Source organism: Streptomyces sp. 8N706, from assembly GCF_052245415.1.
In the GTDB taxonomy this organism is placed as follows: Bacteria; Actinomycetota; Actinomycetes; order Streptomycetales; family Streptomycetaceae; genus Streptomyces.
In genome coordinates, this window is record NZ_JBQQBW010000139.1 from 1 (window position 1) to 15,309 (window position 15,309).

Genomic DNA, 15,309 nt, shown 5'->3' on the forward strand with positions numbered 1-15,309 from the left:
CCACCTGGCCCAGTTGCTGCGGGCCCAGTGCGCCACCGACAGCCCTCCAACGGCGGTACGGACGAGTGGGAGCACCGAGGGGCCGGAAGTATCCGCGTACCGACCGTCGCGGACAGGAGCCGGCGCTTGCGCCGCCGCCCGCTGCCGCCTCCCGGCCGGATCCGTACGGCGGTCCGGCGCGTCCCCGGCCTTCGGTACGTACGGAAGGCTGGGCCCGGCTCGAACCGTGTGCGGGCGGAGAGCCGTGAGGGTCGCACGGAGTCGGATGGGATCCAGCGGGAGCCGTCGAACGCGCGGAGGGGCGCGAGGGGCAGCGAGCACCAACAGCCCCATCGCTCAGTTGATCGATCACATCCGGCCACCTTCGGCCCCGCCGCGACGGTCCGCCGGGGGCCCTCAGCGCCCCGGCCCCGCAGAAGGTGATCCCAGCGGCGGGACAGCGCTCCGTACTGGCCGCTCGGACGCGGTACGCGGGGGCGGCGACAGCGTCCGCCGTTCCCTCAGGCGGGCCTGTCATCCGGCGTCGGACATCGGAATACCGGAAAATGGCACAGCAGGGTTGCCCAGCGCATTTCGTTCAACTTCTGTCCATCCCAAGCCTGTCCGGCGTTGCGTCACACCTGGGACCCTCGGCCAGTCCGCGAAAGACGACGCGAGGAGTCCACGTGCGCATACGCCCTCTCGCAGCCGCAGTCGGAACGTTTCTGGGGTTCTCCTCACTGTTCCTCCCCACCACGGCGGCACAGGCCGCCGACCACCCGCACCGCCCGGTGGTCGTCGCTCACCGCGGCGCCTCCGCGTACGCCCCCGAGAACACTCTCGCGGCCGTCGACAAGGCCGACGACCTGGGCATCACGTGGGTGGAGAACGACGTCCAGCGCACCAAGGACGGCGCGTTGGTGGTCATTCATGACACCGACCTCAAGCGCACCACCAACGTGGAACAGGTCTTCCCCGACCGCGCGCCCTGGAAGGTCTCGGACTTCACCCTGGAGGAGATCAGGCAGCTCGACGCGGGCAGCTGGTTCTCGTCCGCCTACGCGGGCGCGCGCGTGCCCACCCTGCAGGATTACCTCGAACGGGTGAGCGCCCACCGGCAGAAGCTGCTGCTGGAGATCAAGGCGCCCGAGCTGTACCCGGGCATCGAGCTACAGACGCTCCTGGAGCTGCGGCGGTCGGGCTGGCTGGACCACCACCATGTCCACCGGAAGCTGATCATCCAGTCCTTCAGCGCGGACAGCGTGCAAACGGTGCACAAGCTCCGGCCCGATGTGAAGACCGGGTTCCTGGGCACCCCCGACGTGGGTGACCTGGGGAAGTATGCGGAGTACGTGGACCAGATCAATCCGAGCCACAAGACGGTGACGCCCCAGTACATCGCCGCCCTCCACCAGCTGCGGGGCGCGCACGGCCGTCAGCTCGAGGCCTACACCTGGACCGTCAACGACGGTCCGACCGCGGCACGGCTCAAGGGCTACGGGGTGGACGGCATCATCACCAACACCCCTGACGTCGTCCGCGACGCGACGGCGGGGAGCGCCTCGAACCACAGCTCCTTCGTCGGCGCCTCGGCGTCGTAGCTCCGACTCCCGGGAAGCACGGCGCCCGTGCGGCCGCGTCCCCTCGTCGGGCGCGGCCGCACTCCTCCGCCCGCCACGCGCGCGTGGCCGGGGAGAGCTACGCTGCGTGAGATGAGTGCAGTGACGTGGACCGTGACCGGTACCCCCATCGGACCGCTGCTGCTCGCGGCGACCGACCAGGGCCTGGTCAACGTCGTCTTCCACGCCGACGAGCGGACGGCGCGCGCGGCCCTGGAGCGGCTGGCCGCCCGGCTCGGCGGCGAGCCGGTGGAGGCCGCCGAGAACCCCCTGCTCACCGGGACGGTCCGGCAGCTGCGCGCCTACTTCGCGGGTTCACTGCGCGAGTTCGGCCTCGAGCTGGACTGGTCGCTGTCGGCCGGCTTCAACCGGCGGGTGCTGCGCGAGCTCGCGACCGGTGTCCCGTACGGGGCGGTCGTCGGCTACCAGGACCTGGCCGACCGCGTCGGCGAACCGGGAGCCGCGCGGGCGGTGGGCACCGCGATGGGCTCCAATCCCCTGCCGGTCGTCGTCCCCTGCCACCGGGTGGTGGAGAGCGGCGGCGGCATCGGCGGTTTCGGCGGAGGCCGGGAGACGAAGCGCGCACTGCTGGCGCTGGAGGGCGTCCTGCCACCGCCTCTGTTCTGACGCGACGGCCTCTGTTCTGACGCCACTGCCTCCGCTTCCGGCGGGATGGCCTCCGCTCCGGCGGGACGGACAACGTGCCCGTCCCTCTGCCGCCGCCGCCCGCCTCCTGCTGACAGCCCGGTCGCTTGCGGCACCGGCCGCGGCCGGAGGAGAACCCGCGGGCCCGGCACCAGGTCTCCGGTACGGGTGCGGGAGCGGTGGCCCCTCGCCGCGGCACGTCCGCCATGGCAGTCCGTCGCGGCCCGCCTCCGACCGCCGTTGTGCCTCCGACCGCCGTTGTCAGTGGCAGGTCCTAGCGTTGCGATCAGTGGGGTTCGGCCAGGGTGGCCGTCCGGGGAAGGGGCGTTGTCGTGTCGCAGACGAAGACGTATCTGGAGCTGTCGCAGGACGGTGGCGGGGCGCACAAGTTCTATGAGGTGACGGTGAACGGGACGGTCGTCTCGGTGCGTTACGGGCGGATCGGCGCGGCCGGACAGCTGCAGACGTCCACGTTCCCCACGGCCGAGAAGGCCCGGGCCGCGGCTGCGAAGAAGATCGGCGAGAAGGTCCGCAAGGGCTACGCCCCGGCGGTCCAGGGCCGGCGCAAGGCACGGCCGGTGACGCGCCGTCAGGTCACTTCCGCACCGTCGACCGCCCGTGCGGTCGCGCCCGTCCTGTGGCGTTTCCGGACGGGCACGTCGGCCTTCGGCATCCACATCGACGAGGACCGCTGCTGGGTGGGCAACCAGTCCGGCGATGTCCACACCCTGAGCCACGACGGCGAGGTGCTGGCGCGCTATCAGCTTCCCGACGGCGTCAAGTGCCTGGTGGCGGACGACTTTTGGATCTACGCGGGCTGTGATGACGGCAAGGTCTACGACCTGTCCTCGAAACTCCCCTTCGCCGCCTACGACATCGCCGAGGACGTCGACATCTTCTGGCTCGACATCCGCGAGGGCGTCCTCAACGTCTCCGACCGCAGCGGCGGGCTGACCGTGATCGACCACGAGGACGAGTTCCAGTGGTCGCGCAAGAGCTCCGGCGGTCAGGCCTGGATGGTGCGGTGCGACGACCAGGCGGTCTACCACGGCCATCAGCGCGGCGTGACCGCGTACGGCCTGGACGGCAGCAGCGAGCTGTGGCACACCCCGACGCAGGGGGCGGTGCTCTTCGGATGGCAGGAGGACGACGCCGTGTACGCCGGTACCGGCCGCCATGTGGTCCAGCGCCTCGCGAAGGCGTCAGGGGCGGTCGAGGCCTCGTACCAGTGCGACACCGCGGTCTACTCGTGCGCCACCGCGCCCGGTGGTCAGTACGTCTTCGCCGGTGACTCCGCCTCGTCCGTCTACTGCTTCGCCGAGGACGGCACACGGCTGTGGAAGCTCGGCACGGGCGGCGGCTCGGCCCTGTCGATGCAGTACCTCGACGAGAAGCTGTATCTCGTCACCACCGACGGGTCCCTGGTCTGCGTCGACGCGAGTGACGCGGCGATCGCCGCCGCCCAGGGCGGCACCGTGCCGGTCGCGGTGGACGTCAAGTCGGCTGCCGCGCTGCCCACCTACGCGCCGTCGGCGACCGTGCAGACGGTGACGGCCACCACGGCTCCGGCGAGCGGCGTGGTCATCGAGTGCGTCCAGGAGGGCGGCCGGTTGCGGATGCGGGTCACCACCGACGGCTACGAGCCCGCCTGGAACGTCCAGTTCCCCCGTCACATACGGGTGCCCGGCGCGCGTTATGTGGTGGACGCCCTCCACCCCGCCTCGGGCGGCTTCTACCGGGTCCGCGGCGAGATCCGGCGCCTGGTCTGACCGACGGCGCGGCCCTGCCGTGCTGGTTCCGCCGACTCGCGGCACCGCGGCACCGGTCGGTCCCGGGAGCGCCGCGACGACTCCGCTCCGGTCGTGCGCGCCCAGGACCGCCGGGCCGGCAACGGCTGCGCTCCGGACGAAGGGACGCGGAACGACCGGGCTCGCAACGGCCGTCCGGTCGGACGCACCCGGGACCGCCGGGCTGCCGAATGCACCGCACGTCCGCTCTGCCGGGCCCGGGACGGGGGGCGTCAGCGCTCCACCGTCCAACGTCAGGCCATCGGCAGGGCGCGAGTTCCGGCCGGGCGCCGCGCCGCGGCTTCCGCGGCCCGGGACCTACCGGTCGGGGTCGCTCCACGCCGGGTGGCGGGGGTCATCCACCCGTACGACGACATCGGCGGCTTCCGACGGTCCCACCTCGTCCTCGTACCGGGCGAAGGCCGGCAGCGTCCACCTCTCGCCCTCGCCCGTACGGCGGGCAAGGGCCGGAGCGGACAGCCGCAGGTGCACCGACAGATCGAGCGGGAACCAGCGCCCGAGGAGCAGTGGCCCGTACAGCACCAGGACGCCGCCGGGCGCCAGCTCCTCACGCGGCGTGCGGGTGGCCCGGTCGGTGACGGGGTCCCACAGGTCGGCCAGCACCTCCCCGCTGCCGCCGGGCTCCAGCGGGTTGAAGACCTCTCGCCACAGTGCGCCCGTGTCGAGCCACAGGTCGTAGTACGCGTCGGGGTCCTCGCGCCCGTACTCGTACCGCAGCGACGCGGGCCGCAGGAAGCCGTCGGCGTCCACCGTCCGCGCCGAGCGCCCGCGCACCCTCAGGGCGTCGGCCAGTCCCTCCGCCAGCTGCCCGGGACGGGCGGCGGGCGCACCGTCGACCGCGACGCGCAGCCATGAGCTGCCGTCCGCCGCCTTCAGCCCGGCGATCCGGCCGGCGAGCGCTTCGGTCAGCCGTTCCCAGGAGATCGCTTCCAGCCGCACGTTCCCATCGTGCCAAACGCCGTCCGCGGACGCGTCGCAGTGCGGGGTCCGACGCAGCAGCCGATCGCCGCCCCTTCGTCATCGAGGGAGGCGGCGATCCCCATGGACCTGTGATCCCATGGGCCTGCGTTCCCATGCAGCGGCTACCTCACGAGCCTGCGCCCTGACGAGCTCGCGATGACGGGGCAGCGCGCCCACGGGTGGATGCACCAAGTACGCGGCGCCTCCGCCCACGGGTGGAGGCACCGGGTACCCGACGCCGTCAGCAGCGCGGGACGGGCGGGCTGTACGTCGTGTTGCTCTCGTCGGCCACGTAATAGTCGGAGACCCAGCGGTCGTTGTCGAGCTTGTTCCACACCTTCGTACCGCTCACCGCCGTACCCGGCGCCTGACAGACCGTCCAGGCGAGCGCGCCGCCGGGCAGCGTGCCCGACGTGGCGTAGGTGGTGCCGGGGCCGCTGCGCTGGTTGACGCCTTCGGCCGGTGTCACCTGGTAGGGGAGGGCACAGCGGGGCAGGGGTTCGCTGTACCCGGTGTCGGAGGGGGTGTTCACGTAGTAGTCGGCGACGTACGTGCCGTCGGCGAGCTTGTTCCACACCGAGGACGTACCGACCTCGGAGCCCGGCGTCTGACAGACCACCCGGACCGACGAGCCGGGGCCGACGGACCGCGTGGCTCCGTGCGAAGTGGAAGGGCCGCCACGGGCCTTGAGAGCGGATCCGCTGGTCACCTCGTAGGTGTGGGCGACGGTGGCAACGGGCGCGTCTAGCTGGTCGTTGTCGATATTGATCTTCACGCCGCCATGAGTCTCGTCATGGCTGTTGGTGTACTGCTTGATGCGCTGGTGCGCTCCCCACTGCGAGTCGGGGATTCCCGTCCACCCGGTCAGGGACGGGCTGCCGTCGTAGCGGGCGATCCAGAGGGCGTCGGGCCGGGCGTACGTCGTGGAGTCGTAGACGTCGGAGAGATCCTTGGCCCCGTGGTTGAGGTTCATGTAGACGCCGGAGAGGTAGCCGCGTGCGTGCAGTTCCTTGGTCCACGCCGACAGATAGGTCAGGACGGCCGTCCGGCAGGTGGTGTCGGTGCGTGAGTACTGCTCGATGTCGTTGTAGAACGCGCTGCCGGGCAGCATGCCGCGCTTGGCGGCCTCGGAGATGGCGTCGACCGCTGCCGCCTTGCCCTCGGCGGCGGCCCCGGCGGGTGTGATCTTCTTGTCCTGGGACTTCGCGCCGCAGGGCGGCTGGAGCCCCTTGTAGATGGGCAGCAGGCGCCAATTGAGCTTCGAGACCTCGGCGACCCAGTCGGCGGTCAGTTCGGGCTGGGCGCAGGTGCGGTTGACGCCGCCGATGTAGACGCCGACGGCGCGGTACGGCGAGGCGCTCCAGGCCTTCATCGCCTCGAGGGTCGGCGCCGTACAGGCGTCGAACGCGGGGCCGGAGTAGCGGGTGGCGGTCGCGCCCGAGGGATACGCGACGGGAGTGGCGGGCTCCGCGGCGGCGGGCGGGGCGAGGGCGAGCGTCAGCGCACCACCGACCGTCGCGGCGACAACCGCGCTGAGCCGATGTCTGATGCCGAGCCGATGTCTGATGCCGAGCCGATGTCTGGTACGGAACGCGAAACGAGGACGGGACACGTCGACCCCCGGTGCAGTCGGCCCGAGTCCGGCTGCACGACCGGCGGGCCACGCGCCCCGGAGGACACGTGCTCCGACAGCACGACGGACTCTATGAATTTTTCATCTCTGTCACTTCTGCCACTTCTGTCATAGTTTTGCCACTCTTGTGAAGTCCAGGTCAAGCACTGGACGCAAGGTTTGAGGGTGTGTCCGATACGCCAGTGTTGGGTGAGGAGCCTGTCCTTCGGACGCCGGCGACGAGACGACGGGAGAGGTGCGACGGATGCCCACACCCCTGATGGTTGTGTCCGACGAGGTCCGGGAAGCGCTCACGCGCGGGCGTCCGGTCGTCGCGCTGGAGTCGACCATCATCGCGCACGGCCTGCCCCGCCCCCGCAACCTACGAGTGGCCGAGGAGCTTGAGGACATCGTCCGGTCGGCAGGCGCCGTACCGGCCACCATCGCGGTGCTCGACGGGCGGGCGCACATCGGACTGGACAAAACCCGGTTGGAGCGCGCCGCTGACGACCCCTCACTGCGCAAACTGGGCCACCGCGATCTGGCACCGGCGCTGGCGGCGGGCGCGAGCGGAGCGACGACGGTCTCCGGAACCGCCTTCCTGGCCGCGCGCGCGGGGATCAGGGTGTTCGCGACGGGCGGGCTCGGCGGTGTGCACCGGGAGTGGACGACGACGCAGGACGAGTCGGCCGACCTGGGCCTGCTGGCCCGTACGAGAATCACGGTCGTCTGTGCGGGCGTGAAGTCGGTTCTGGATGTCCCCGCCACGCTTCAGCGCCTGGAGACGCTGGGTGTGGGGGTGTTGGGCTACGGGACGGACCGCTTCCCCGGCTTCTATCTGCGCAGCTCGGGCGAGCCGGTCGACTGGACCGTGCACAGCCCGCAGGACGTCGCGGAAGCCATGCGGGCCCAGGACGCGCTGGGCGGCCCCGGGTCGGCCCTGATCGTCGCCAACCCCGTACCGGAGCGGGAACAGCTGGATCCGGCGCTCCACGATCGTGTCCTGGCGGAGGCGTTGACGGAATGCGCCCGCGAGGGGATCACGGGCCAGTCGGTGACACCGTTCCTTCTGGACTACCTCGTCCGGCATACGGAGGGCGCCTCGCTGGAGGCCAATCTGGCGGCAGTACGGGGCAATGTCGCGCTGGCCGCCCGGATCGCGGAGGCCTGGACGTCATGACGGGGACGGGCGCGACCGAATGACGGACGCGACAGGCCCGACAGGCATGGCGGAGGCGACCGGCCCAACCAGCCCGACAGGCCCGACAGGCCCGACAGGCCCGACAGGCCCGACAGGCCGGACAGGCCGGACCGCCATGACGGAGACGACCGGCGCGACAGGCCCGACCGGTACGACCGATGCGACCGGCGCGACCGGCCGCGGGTTGCTCGTGATCGGCGACGTGGTCACGGACATCGTCGCCCGGCACGACACCCCGTTGGCCCCGGCCACCGACACGGCGGCCCGTATCACGACGCTCCCGGGTGGCGCGGGCGCGAACGTGGCGTGCTGGGCGGCCCGTACGGGAGCGGAGGACGTACGGCTCCTGGCGTGCGTCGGCGCTGATACGGCGGACTGGCACCGGGAGGCCCTGCTACGCGCCGGTGTCCGCCCGCACCTGCGCATCCACCCGGACGCCCCTACCGCCGTCGTCATCTCCCTGGTGGACCCGACAGCCGAACGCACCCTCGTCACCGACAGCGGCGCCAGTCTCCGCCTCTCCCCCGCCGACTGGCAGGACACCGGGCTGGACGGCATCGCCCACCTCCATCTGTCGGGCTACCTCTTCTTCTCCGGCACCGGCCGCGAGGTGGCGCGGGCAGCGATGCGGGCGGCCCGCACCCGCGGAGTTCCGGTCAGCGTGGATCCGGCGTCCGCCGGCTTCATCGAGGGCCTCGGAGCGGACCGGTTGCTGGAGTCGATCGCGGAGGCGGACCTCATCGCCCCCAACCGCGCGGAGGCGGAGCTCCTGACCGGGCTCACGGAACCCCGGGAAGCGGCGGTCAAGTTGAGCCAACGCTTCCCCCTGGTGGCGCTGAAACTGGGTGGGGAGGGGGCCCTTCTCGCCTCCGCGGGCACGGTCCTCGCCCACGTCCCCGCCTCGCCGACCCGACCTCGCGACACCACCGGTGCGGGCGACGCCTTCCTGGGTGCCTTCCTCGCGTCCCGCCTGGCGGGCGCTTCCCCCGCCGAGGCGACGGCGGCGGGCTGCCGGGCGGGGGCGGAGGCGGTCACCGTCATCGGGGGCCGCCCCGGGCCGGACCGGCACAGGCGTCGGTCGGACCTCCGAACGTGAGGGACACGTTCCCCGTCCGCCGCGAGGCGACCGTCCCGCCCGGGCCCGCGGACGGGCCCTCCCCGCGACGCCGGGAAGGGCGTGGCGGGACCCGCGCCCGCCGGCGTGGTCTCCGCGATGACGACTCGCGACGCGGTGCACGGTGGGCGGAGCGGTTGTGAACGCCCCGCGTGCTTTTCCTGATGCGCCGTCATGTCCTGCGGCCGCCCGGAGCCACGCGTACCGGCGTACGGTCAGGGAAAGCGGACCATCGAACGGTCCGTTCGATGAAAGGAGTCTTCCGTGCCCATGACCTTTCGTAAGAGTTTCCGGATACTTCCCGGTGTCCGCCTGAACATCAACCGCAAGTCGGTCTCCGTCACCCTCGGAAAGGGCGACGGCGCGAAGCGCACCTACTCCTCCACGGGCCGCAGGACGACCTCGATGGACCTCCCCGGCCCGTTCGGCTACCGCAAGACCACCTCGCGCCGCCACCACTGATACGTTGCGCAACGGCTGGATTGTTGATCGAAAGCCTCCGGCACCCGCGCCCCGTCCCGTATCCGGCGGCCGCGCCGGGACCGGCCACGACAGCCGTCTCGCCGCCGCGCGCTCACCGAAGGGCGGCGGGGCCGTGCGTGTTGTGGACCATCCTGCGCAGGACCTTGAGCGCGGCGACGTACTCCTCGTCGGTGATGCCGTCGTGGATCTCCGCCCGCAGTTCGGCGACGAGTTGTTTGATACGGGTCTTGGCCGCCCGCCCGGCATCCGTGAGGTAGAGGCGCCGGTCGGCGCGGGCGCTGAGCCAGCCGCGGTGGAGCAGTTGGTCGACTGCGCGGGAGATGTCGTACGGGCCGTCGACGACGCTTGCGAGCTGGGCGGCCACGTCCTCCCGGGTCGGACCGTACCCGCCGGTGTCCACCCGGTTGAGGGTCCACCACAGCGGTTGGGTGACGTCCATGCGCGCCATCGCATCGCGGATGTGCTTGATGACCGCCTTGTGGACGACACCGCTCCAGTAACCGATGGGCTGCGTGGCCAGCATCTCGTCGGTCACGTCCGGGTCCGCTGCGGCCACGCCTGCGCCTGCAGGGATGGTGGTCCGGGTCATACGCCCTCTCCCTCACGGTGGTTCGCGCCGGGTGTGTGATCGACGCTAAGACCTGAACCGAAGTTGAGGTCAACCCGGCCGGCGGCGAGTACCGGCCACGCGGCCGTCGGGACCACCTCGGGCGGCGGCGAAGCGGTCGCACAGCCCGCCCTGGAGACGGCCCCGAGTCCGGTCATGGACGAGAACAAGAGGCCCTGTGGGGCCCCGGCAGGGCGTTCCGCGGATTCGGCGTGGTGGCCGTACGTCCCGGCCAGGAGGCGTGGCTGCCGGCGTGTCATGCGTCCACGGGGCCCCCGCGCCACGTCGGCAGGGCCCGGTGACCGACGGAGGCCTCGAAGGCCGCCCGGGCCAACAGGCGGGTGGAGTCCAGCGTGGGGAGAGGAGAGACGTCGGGCGTGACGAGAAGCGGGATCTCGGTGCACACCAGGGCGACCGCGTCACAGCCCCGTGCCGCCAGCCGCTCGATGATGCGTACGTACTCCTGGCGCGAGTCCTCGGTGAACACGCCGTTCACCAGCTCTTCGAAGATGATCTTGTTGATGATGTGGCGGTCGGCTGCTTCGGGCACCTCGGCGGCCATTCCCCGACCGGCGAGGGTCCTGGGGTAGACCGGCCCGTCCATCGTGTAGCGGGTGCCCAGCACGCCGACGCGCGTGCGGCCGTCCCGGGCGGCGCGGTCGGCCACCACCTCGGCGATGTGCAGACCCGGGGTGGCAAGGTCCGCTCCCGGCCGTTCGAGAGCCATGTGCGCGGTGTTGTCCGGACAGACGAAGAAGTCCGCGCCCGCACGGGCGAGCCGTTCGACACTCAGGGCCAGCGTGGCCCGGACCGCGTCGTGGTCCCCCTCGTCCCACGCGGGCATACTCCGCGCCAGACCGATGCAGTCCAGGGTCACATCCGGGTGCTCATAGGGCCCCAGTTCACGAAACCCCTCCTGGCAGAAGGCCCGGAAGCACAGGGCGGCGCCTTCGGTGCTGTGCGCGAGAATGCCGAGGTGCTTCATGAGGGCTCCTGCAGTCCGGTTGGCCTGTTGTCCTGTGCCAGCACCCTTATTGAAACGTACGTTCACCCTGCGGTGCAGAGGAACCGGCGCTGCCGCCGATCATGGAGGGCGGGCCGGTCCTCAAAGGCGGGAGCCTGCCCTCAAGGCCTGGCGGGCCCTCTATGCCGGGACAGGGCCCCTCAAGCGCGGGGCCCCGTCCCTGAAGGCGCCGAGGCGCAAAACGCCGCGCCCGAACCACAGCGGTCCAGGCCGGATCGGCTGCCGGATCGGAGCGGATACGAGGTCACTCGGCGGCCCCGTAGAGCGTGCCCGTCAGTGCGCCCACGGGGTCCCGGTCCGCCGGGCCCTCCGGCCACCAGTCGTCGCGGCCCTTGTCCGAGCGGTACGGGTACCAGCGGCCGTCCCGCCCGTAGCGGAGTTGGACGACGCGCGACGGGTCGGTGAGGCGGTTGCGCCAGATCGTCATCCGGGGGAAGTCGGCGGCGGCCAGGGCGCTGCGGGCGCGGTCGAAGTCTCCGGCCGGCGGGTTCCACGGTGTGTCGAGTACGGCGAGGCCTTCCGGGCCGCCCTGACGCCAGGCCGCGGCGGCACGGGTGAGATTCCGGGACGTACGGCCCGTGCCCGCCGCCAGCGTGGAGAACAGCGGGGAGAGACTCCGGCGGCCGGACAGATGGGGATGGGTGGCCGCGAGGCGGACCGCGTCGTGCCACGGGGACGCGGACTCGAACGGGTCCACGTCCGCGGTGAGGAACGCGTGGGCGCGGGAGGAGGCGTCGACGGCCAGGAATTCGAGTGCCGACGGCTCAGGGGCGCCGGGGAGCTCCGGGAAGAGCGACGGCGGGCCGGACTCCGCGGGCGGGGCGAGCGGCGCGGGAAGCGGCGGGCGCCCGGTTGCGGAGAGGGCTTCCCGCGCGCTGACCCCGGCCCGGGGCACATCGGCCCCGGCGGGCTTCTCGGCAGCGGCGCGGGCCGCGTTGCGGCGGCTGAGTTCGTCGATGAGTCCGCCCTCGTCACGGCCGCGCAGCAGCAGGAGGACGAAGGGATCCGTGTCCAGCAGCCGCGCCGTCTGGTAGCAGAGCGCGGCGGCGTGCTTGCAGGGGTACCCGTCGTCGGGGCAGGAACAGCTCGGCTCCAGCTCTCCCGCGCCAGGCAGCAGATGGACGCCCGCCCGCTCCGCCGCCTCCACCAGGTCGTGCGGCATGTCCTTGTCCAGCAGCGCGGCGATGTGGGCGGGTTGCGCGGAAACGGCGTCCAGGAAGCCGTTCCACTCCTCGTCGGAGAGGACCTGGAGGCGGATCCCGGTGCGGTACGGGCGGGGGCGGCTGCCGTGGACCATCGCCGCGATACGGCCCGGACCGACGGTGATCTCGTCGACGTACCCGCCTCGCGCATAGGTGCGACCGCGGGAGAGCCGCCCGGGATCGAGCGAGGTCTCCTCGAGCGCCCGCACCCAGGCACCGCCCCACCAGGACTCGGCGAACGGCCCACGGCTGCCCGGTCGCGGGGGAAGGGCAGGGAAGGTGCGCCGGGTCATGACGTCCTCCGCAGGGAGACGAGATCGGCGAGTTCCGCATCGCTGAGTTCGGTGAGCGCGGCCTCGCCCCCGCCCAGTACCGCGTCCGCCAGCGCCCGCTTGGCGTCCAGCAGACGGCCGATCCGGTCCTCCACCGTTCCCTCGGCGATCAGCCGGTGGACCTGCACCGGCTGGGTCTGTCCGATGCGGTACGCACGGTCGGTCGCCTGCTCCTCGACGGCCGGATTCCACCAGCGGTCGTAGTGGATCACATGCCCGGCCCGGGTGAGGTTGAGGCCGGTGCCCGCCGCCTTCAGGGACAGGAGGAAGACCGGGACCTCGCCGGACTGGAAACGGTCGACCATCGACTCGCGCTGAGCCACGGGCGTACCGCCGTGGAGGAGCTGAGCCGGGATGCCCCGGCCGGCGAGATGGTTCTCAATCAGGCGCGCCATCTCCACGTACTGGGTGAAGACCAGTACGGAGCCGTCCTCCGTGAGAATCGTCTCCAGCAGTTCGTCCAGGAGTTCCAGTTTCCCGGAGCGCGCGGTGAGCCCCGGGGCGGCCTCCTTCAGATACTGCGCCGGGTGGTTGCAGATCTGCTTCAGGGCGGTGAGCAGCTTCATCACCAGGCCCCGGCGCGCCATCCCTTCGGCCTCCTCGATCCGGGCGAGGGTCTCCCGTACGACGGCCTCGTACAGCGCGGCCTGCTCACGGCCGAGCGCGACGGGGTGATCGGTCTCCGTCTTGGGCGGCAGCTCGGGGGCGATGCCCGGATCCGACTTCTTGCGGCGCAGCAGGAACGGCCGTACGAGGCGCGCAAGTCGCTCCGTCGCCGCCTCGTCCTCGCCGCCCTCGACGACGCGCGCGTGCCGCGCGCGGAAGGCCTTGAGGGGGCCGAGGAGTCCGGGGGTGGTCCAGTCCAGGAGGGCCCACAGCTCGGAGAGGTTGTTCTCGACGGGAGTGCCGGTGAGGGCGACACGCGCGGGCGCTTCGATGGTCCGCAGCGCCCGCGCCGTCGAGGAGTGCGGGTTCTTCACATGCTGGGCCTCGTCGGCGACGACCAGCCCCCAGCGGTGCCCGGCCAGTTCGGCCGCGCTGGTGCGCATCGTGCCGTACGTGGTGAGGACGAAGCCGCCGTCCAGGCCTTCCAGGGTGCGGCCGGTGCCGTGGAAGCGGCGGACGGGAACGCCCGGGGCGAAGCGTTCGACCTCCCGCTGCCAGTTGCCGAGCAGCGAGGCCGGACAGACGACGAGCGTCGGCTCGGTGCACTCACGGTGCAGATGGAGGGCGATGAGGGTGATGGTCTTCCCCAGACCCATGTCGTCGGCGAGACAGCCGCCGAGGCCGAGGGAGGTCATCAGATCGAGCCAGGCGAGGCCGCGCAGCTGGTAGTCGCGGAGCGTGGCACGCAGCCCCTCCGGCTGAGGCACGGGCCGCACGTCGGCGGTGAGGCGGGTACGGAGCTCGGCCAGCGCCCCCACCGGGACGGCCTCGACGCTCGCACCATCCACCTCAGCGGTGCCGGTGAGCGCCACCGAGAGGGCGTCCACCGGGTCCAGCAGGCCCAGCTCCCGCTTACGGGCCTTGCGTACGAGGGCGGGGTCGACCAGCACCCACTGGTCCCGCAGCCGTACGACGGGGCGGTGCGCCTCGGCGAGCGCGTCCATCTCCGTCTCGCTGAGCGGTTCGCCGTCCAGCGCCAACTGCCAGCGGAACTGCAGGAGTTCCTTGGTGTCGAAGAAGCCGAAGCCGTCGGCGGCGGAACCGGGCGCGGGCCGTACAACGGCGGTGGCGGTCAGTTCGCGCGCCAGCTCCTTGGGCCAGTGGACAGCGACCCCCGCCGCGCCCAGCCGCTGCGCGGCCTGGCCGAGCAGCTCGTGCAGCTCCTCCTCGGTCAGCGGCAGCACGTCCGGGACGGGGCGGTTCTCCAGCAGGCGTGCGAGCGGCGGCCAGACACGAGCCGCGCGGCGCACGGCGAGGAGGGTGTCGATCCGTGCCCGCGGGCCGAAGTGGGCGGCGCCCGGCTGAGCCACGCCGGAGTGATCCGCGCCCGCCCACAGCTGCGCCGCGTCGGTGATCAGCGTCGGGTCGGCGAGGCTGTGGACCTGAACCACCGCGGCGGCCGCGCTCCGCTCGTCGTCCTCCGCGTCGAAGATCTGGTACGCCGAGAGGTCCAGCCGCAGCGAGATCCGTACCCCCGCGTCCATGCCCGCGGCCACCTCGGCCGCCCATTCACGGGCTCCGGGCAGCCGCTGCGGCTCGTCGGCGGCGAACGAGGCACCGACCGCGTACGGGGCCGCTGACGTACGGGGGATGGTGTCGGCAACCGCATCGAGGAAGGCCCTGACCAGCCCCTCCGGGTCCGGCAGCTGCAACGGCTTACGGCCCGCGAGCGGCACGGCGTACGCCTCGGCGGGCATGGCGGCGGCGATCGCCCGCAGATGGGCGACGTCGTCGGGGTCCAGCGGCCCGGCCCGCCAGGCGTCGATGTCCTCCGAGGTCAGTCCGGGGAGCAGCCTGCCGCGAGCGGTGAGGTGCAGGGCGTGCAGGGCGGCCGCGCCCCAGCAGACGGCGGCGGGATGAGCGGCGGGGTCGTGCCGCGCCCGGGCGAGCAGCGGAACAGCCTCGGCGAGGGACAGCAGTACGGCGGGGACGGTGCGGGTCCGGACTCCCTTGCCGTGCGGCCGTACGACCGCCAGCTCGTCCGTCGCACCGGGCGGGGCGCCGCCCCCGGGCCGCCAGAGGGCGATCCGCCCGTCGCGGGGCGGAGCACCCTCGCC

The 15,309-nt window shown here is 72.2% G+C and carries 12 protein-coding genes; 6 read left to right on the forward strand and 6 right to left on the reverse strand.

Features of this window, described 5'->3' with window-relative positions:
• The first annotated feature begins 665 nt into the window (after nucleotides 1–665).
• The 3 genes from ACTWQE_RS30660 (at nucleotide 666) to ACTWQE_RS30670 (ending at nucleotide 4,012) form a co-directional block, all read left to right on the forward strand.
• Nucleotides 666–1,580: a glycerophosphodiester phosphodiesterase gene (locus ACTWQE_RS30660; RefSeq protein ID WP_443332346.1), complete on the forward strand. Its 915-nt coding sequence runs from the start codon at nucleotides 666–668 to the stop codon at nucleotides 1,578–1,580.
• A gap of 111 nt (nucleotides 1,581–1,691) precedes the next feature.
• Nucleotides 1,692–2,225: a methylated-DNA--[protein]-cysteine S-methyltransferase gene (locus ACTWQE_RS30665; RefSeq protein WP_443332347.1), complete on the forward strand. Its 534-nt coding sequence runs from the start codon at nucleotides 1,692–1,694 to the stop codon at nucleotides 2,223–2,225.
• A 350-nt stretch (nucleotides 2,226–2,575) separates the two neighbouring features.
• Nucleotides 2,576–4,012, forward strand: coding sequence for a WGR domain-containing protein (locus tag ACTWQE_RS30670; protein ID WP_443332348.1), 1,437 nt, complete (start codon nucleotides 2,576–2,578; stop codon nucleotides 4,010–4,012).
• Nucleotides 4,013–4,348: 336 nt separating this feature from the next.
• Here ACTWQE_RS30670 and ACTWQE_RS30675 read toward each other — a convergent pair whose 3' ends face one another.
• Both ACTWQE_RS30675 and ACTWQE_RS30680 read right to left on the reverse strand, forming a co-directional pair.
• Nucleotides 4,349–4,990, reverse strand: coding sequence for a uridine kinase (locus ACTWQE_RS30675; protein ID WP_443332349.1), 642 nt, complete (start codon nucleotides 4,988–4,990; stop codon nucleotides 4,349–4,351).
• Nucleotides 4,991–5,252: 262 nt separating this feature from the next.
• A complete protein-coding gene (locus tag ACTWQE_RS30680; protein ID WP_443332350.1) occupies nucleotides 5,253–6,623 on the reverse strand; it encodes a glycoside hydrolase domain-containing protein in 1,371 nt (456 codons plus the stop codon).
• Nucleotides 6,624–6,888: 265 nt separating this feature from the next.
• Here ACTWQE_RS30680 and ACTWQE_RS30685 point away from each other — a divergent pair, with 265 nt between their 5' ends.
• From ACTWQE_RS30685 to ACTWQE_RS30695, 3 genes are all read left to right on the forward strand, one after another.
• Nucleotides 6,889–7,803 (forward strand): pseudouridine-5'-phosphate glycosidase, encoded by a 915-nt coding sequence (locus ACTWQE_RS30685; RefSeq protein WP_443332351.1) that lies wholly within the window; start codon nucleotides 6,889–6,891, stop codon nucleotides 7,801–7,803.
• Between the two features lie 136 nt (nucleotides 7,804–7,939).
• Complete coding sequence (locus ACTWQE_RS30690) at nucleotides 7,940–8,920, forward strand: carbohydrate kinase family protein (RefSeq protein ID WP_443332352.1); 981 nt, start codon at nucleotides 7,940–7,942, stop codon at nucleotides 8,918–8,920.
• 282 nt (nucleotides 8,921–9,202) lie between these two features.
• Nucleotides 9,203–9,400 carry a DUF4236 domain-containing protein gene (locus tag ACTWQE_RS30695; protein ID WP_443332353.1) on the forward strand — a complete coding sequence of 66 codons (198 nt, stop codon included), beginning with the start codon at nucleotides 9,203–9,205 and terminating at the stop codon, nucleotides 9,398–9,400.
• A gap of 112 nt (nucleotides 9,401–9,512) precedes the next feature.
• Here ACTWQE_RS30695 and ACTWQE_RS30700 read toward each other — a convergent pair whose 3' ends face one another.
• From ACTWQE_RS30700 to ACTWQE_RS30715, 4 genes are all read right to left on the reverse strand, one after another.
• Nucleotides 9,513–10,010 (reverse strand): MarR family winged helix-turn-helix transcriptional regulator, encoded by a 498-nt coding sequence (locus tag ACTWQE_RS30700; protein WP_443332354.1) that lies wholly within the window; start codon nucleotides 10,008–10,010, stop codon nucleotides 9,513–9,515.
• Nucleotides 10,011–10,284: 274 nt separating this feature from the next.
• Nucleotides 10,285–11,013 (reverse strand): aspartate/glutamate racemase family protein, encoded by a 729-nt coding sequence (locus ACTWQE_RS30705; protein WP_443332355.1) that lies wholly within the window; start codon nucleotides 11,011–11,013, stop codon nucleotides 10,285–10,287.
• Between the two features lie 283 nt (nucleotides 11,014–11,296).
• Nucleotides 11,297–12,547 (reverse strand): SWIM zinc finger family protein, encoded by a 1,251-nt coding sequence (locus ACTWQE_RS30710; protein ID WP_443332356.1) that lies wholly within the window; start codon nucleotides 12,545–12,547, stop codon nucleotides 11,297–11,299.
• Nucleotides 12,544–15,309, reverse strand: a 2,766-nt coding sequence (locus ACTWQE_RS30715) for a DEAD/DEAH box helicase (RefSeq protein ID WP_443332357.1), incomplete at its 5' end; no start/stop codon positions are given. The genes ACTWQE_RS30715 and ACTWQE_RS30710, both read right to left, overlap by 4 nt.

What these genes read in the sequence shown, in the direction of transcription:
- ACTWQE_RS30665 (WP_443332347.1), top strand. Translation starts at nt 1,692, where the DNA reads ATGAGTGCAGTGACGTGGACCGTGACCGGTACCCCCATCGGACCGCTG.
- ACTWQE_RS30685 (WP_443332351.1), top strand. Translation starts at nt 6,889, where the DNA reads ATGCCCACACCCCTGATGGTTGTGTCCGACGAGGTCCGGGAAGCGCTC.
- ACTWQE_RS30690 (WP_443332352.1), top strand. Translation starts at nt 7,940, where the DNA reads ATGACGGAGACGACCGGCGCGACAGGCCCGACCGGTACGACCGATGCG.
- ACTWQE_RS30700 (WP_443332354.1), bottom strand. Translation starts at nt 10,010, where the DNA reads ATGACCCGGACCACCATCCCTGCAGGCGCAGGCGTGGCCGCAGCGGAC.
- ACTWQE_RS30705 (WP_443332355.1), bottom strand. Translation starts at nt 11,013, where the DNA reads ATGAAGCACCTCGGCATTCTCGCGCACAGCACCGAAGGCGCCGCCCTG.
- ACTWQE_RS30710 (WP_443332356.1), bottom strand. Translation starts at nt 12,547, where the DNA reads ATGACCCGGCGCACCTTCCCTGCCCTTCCCCCGCGACCGGGCAGCCGT.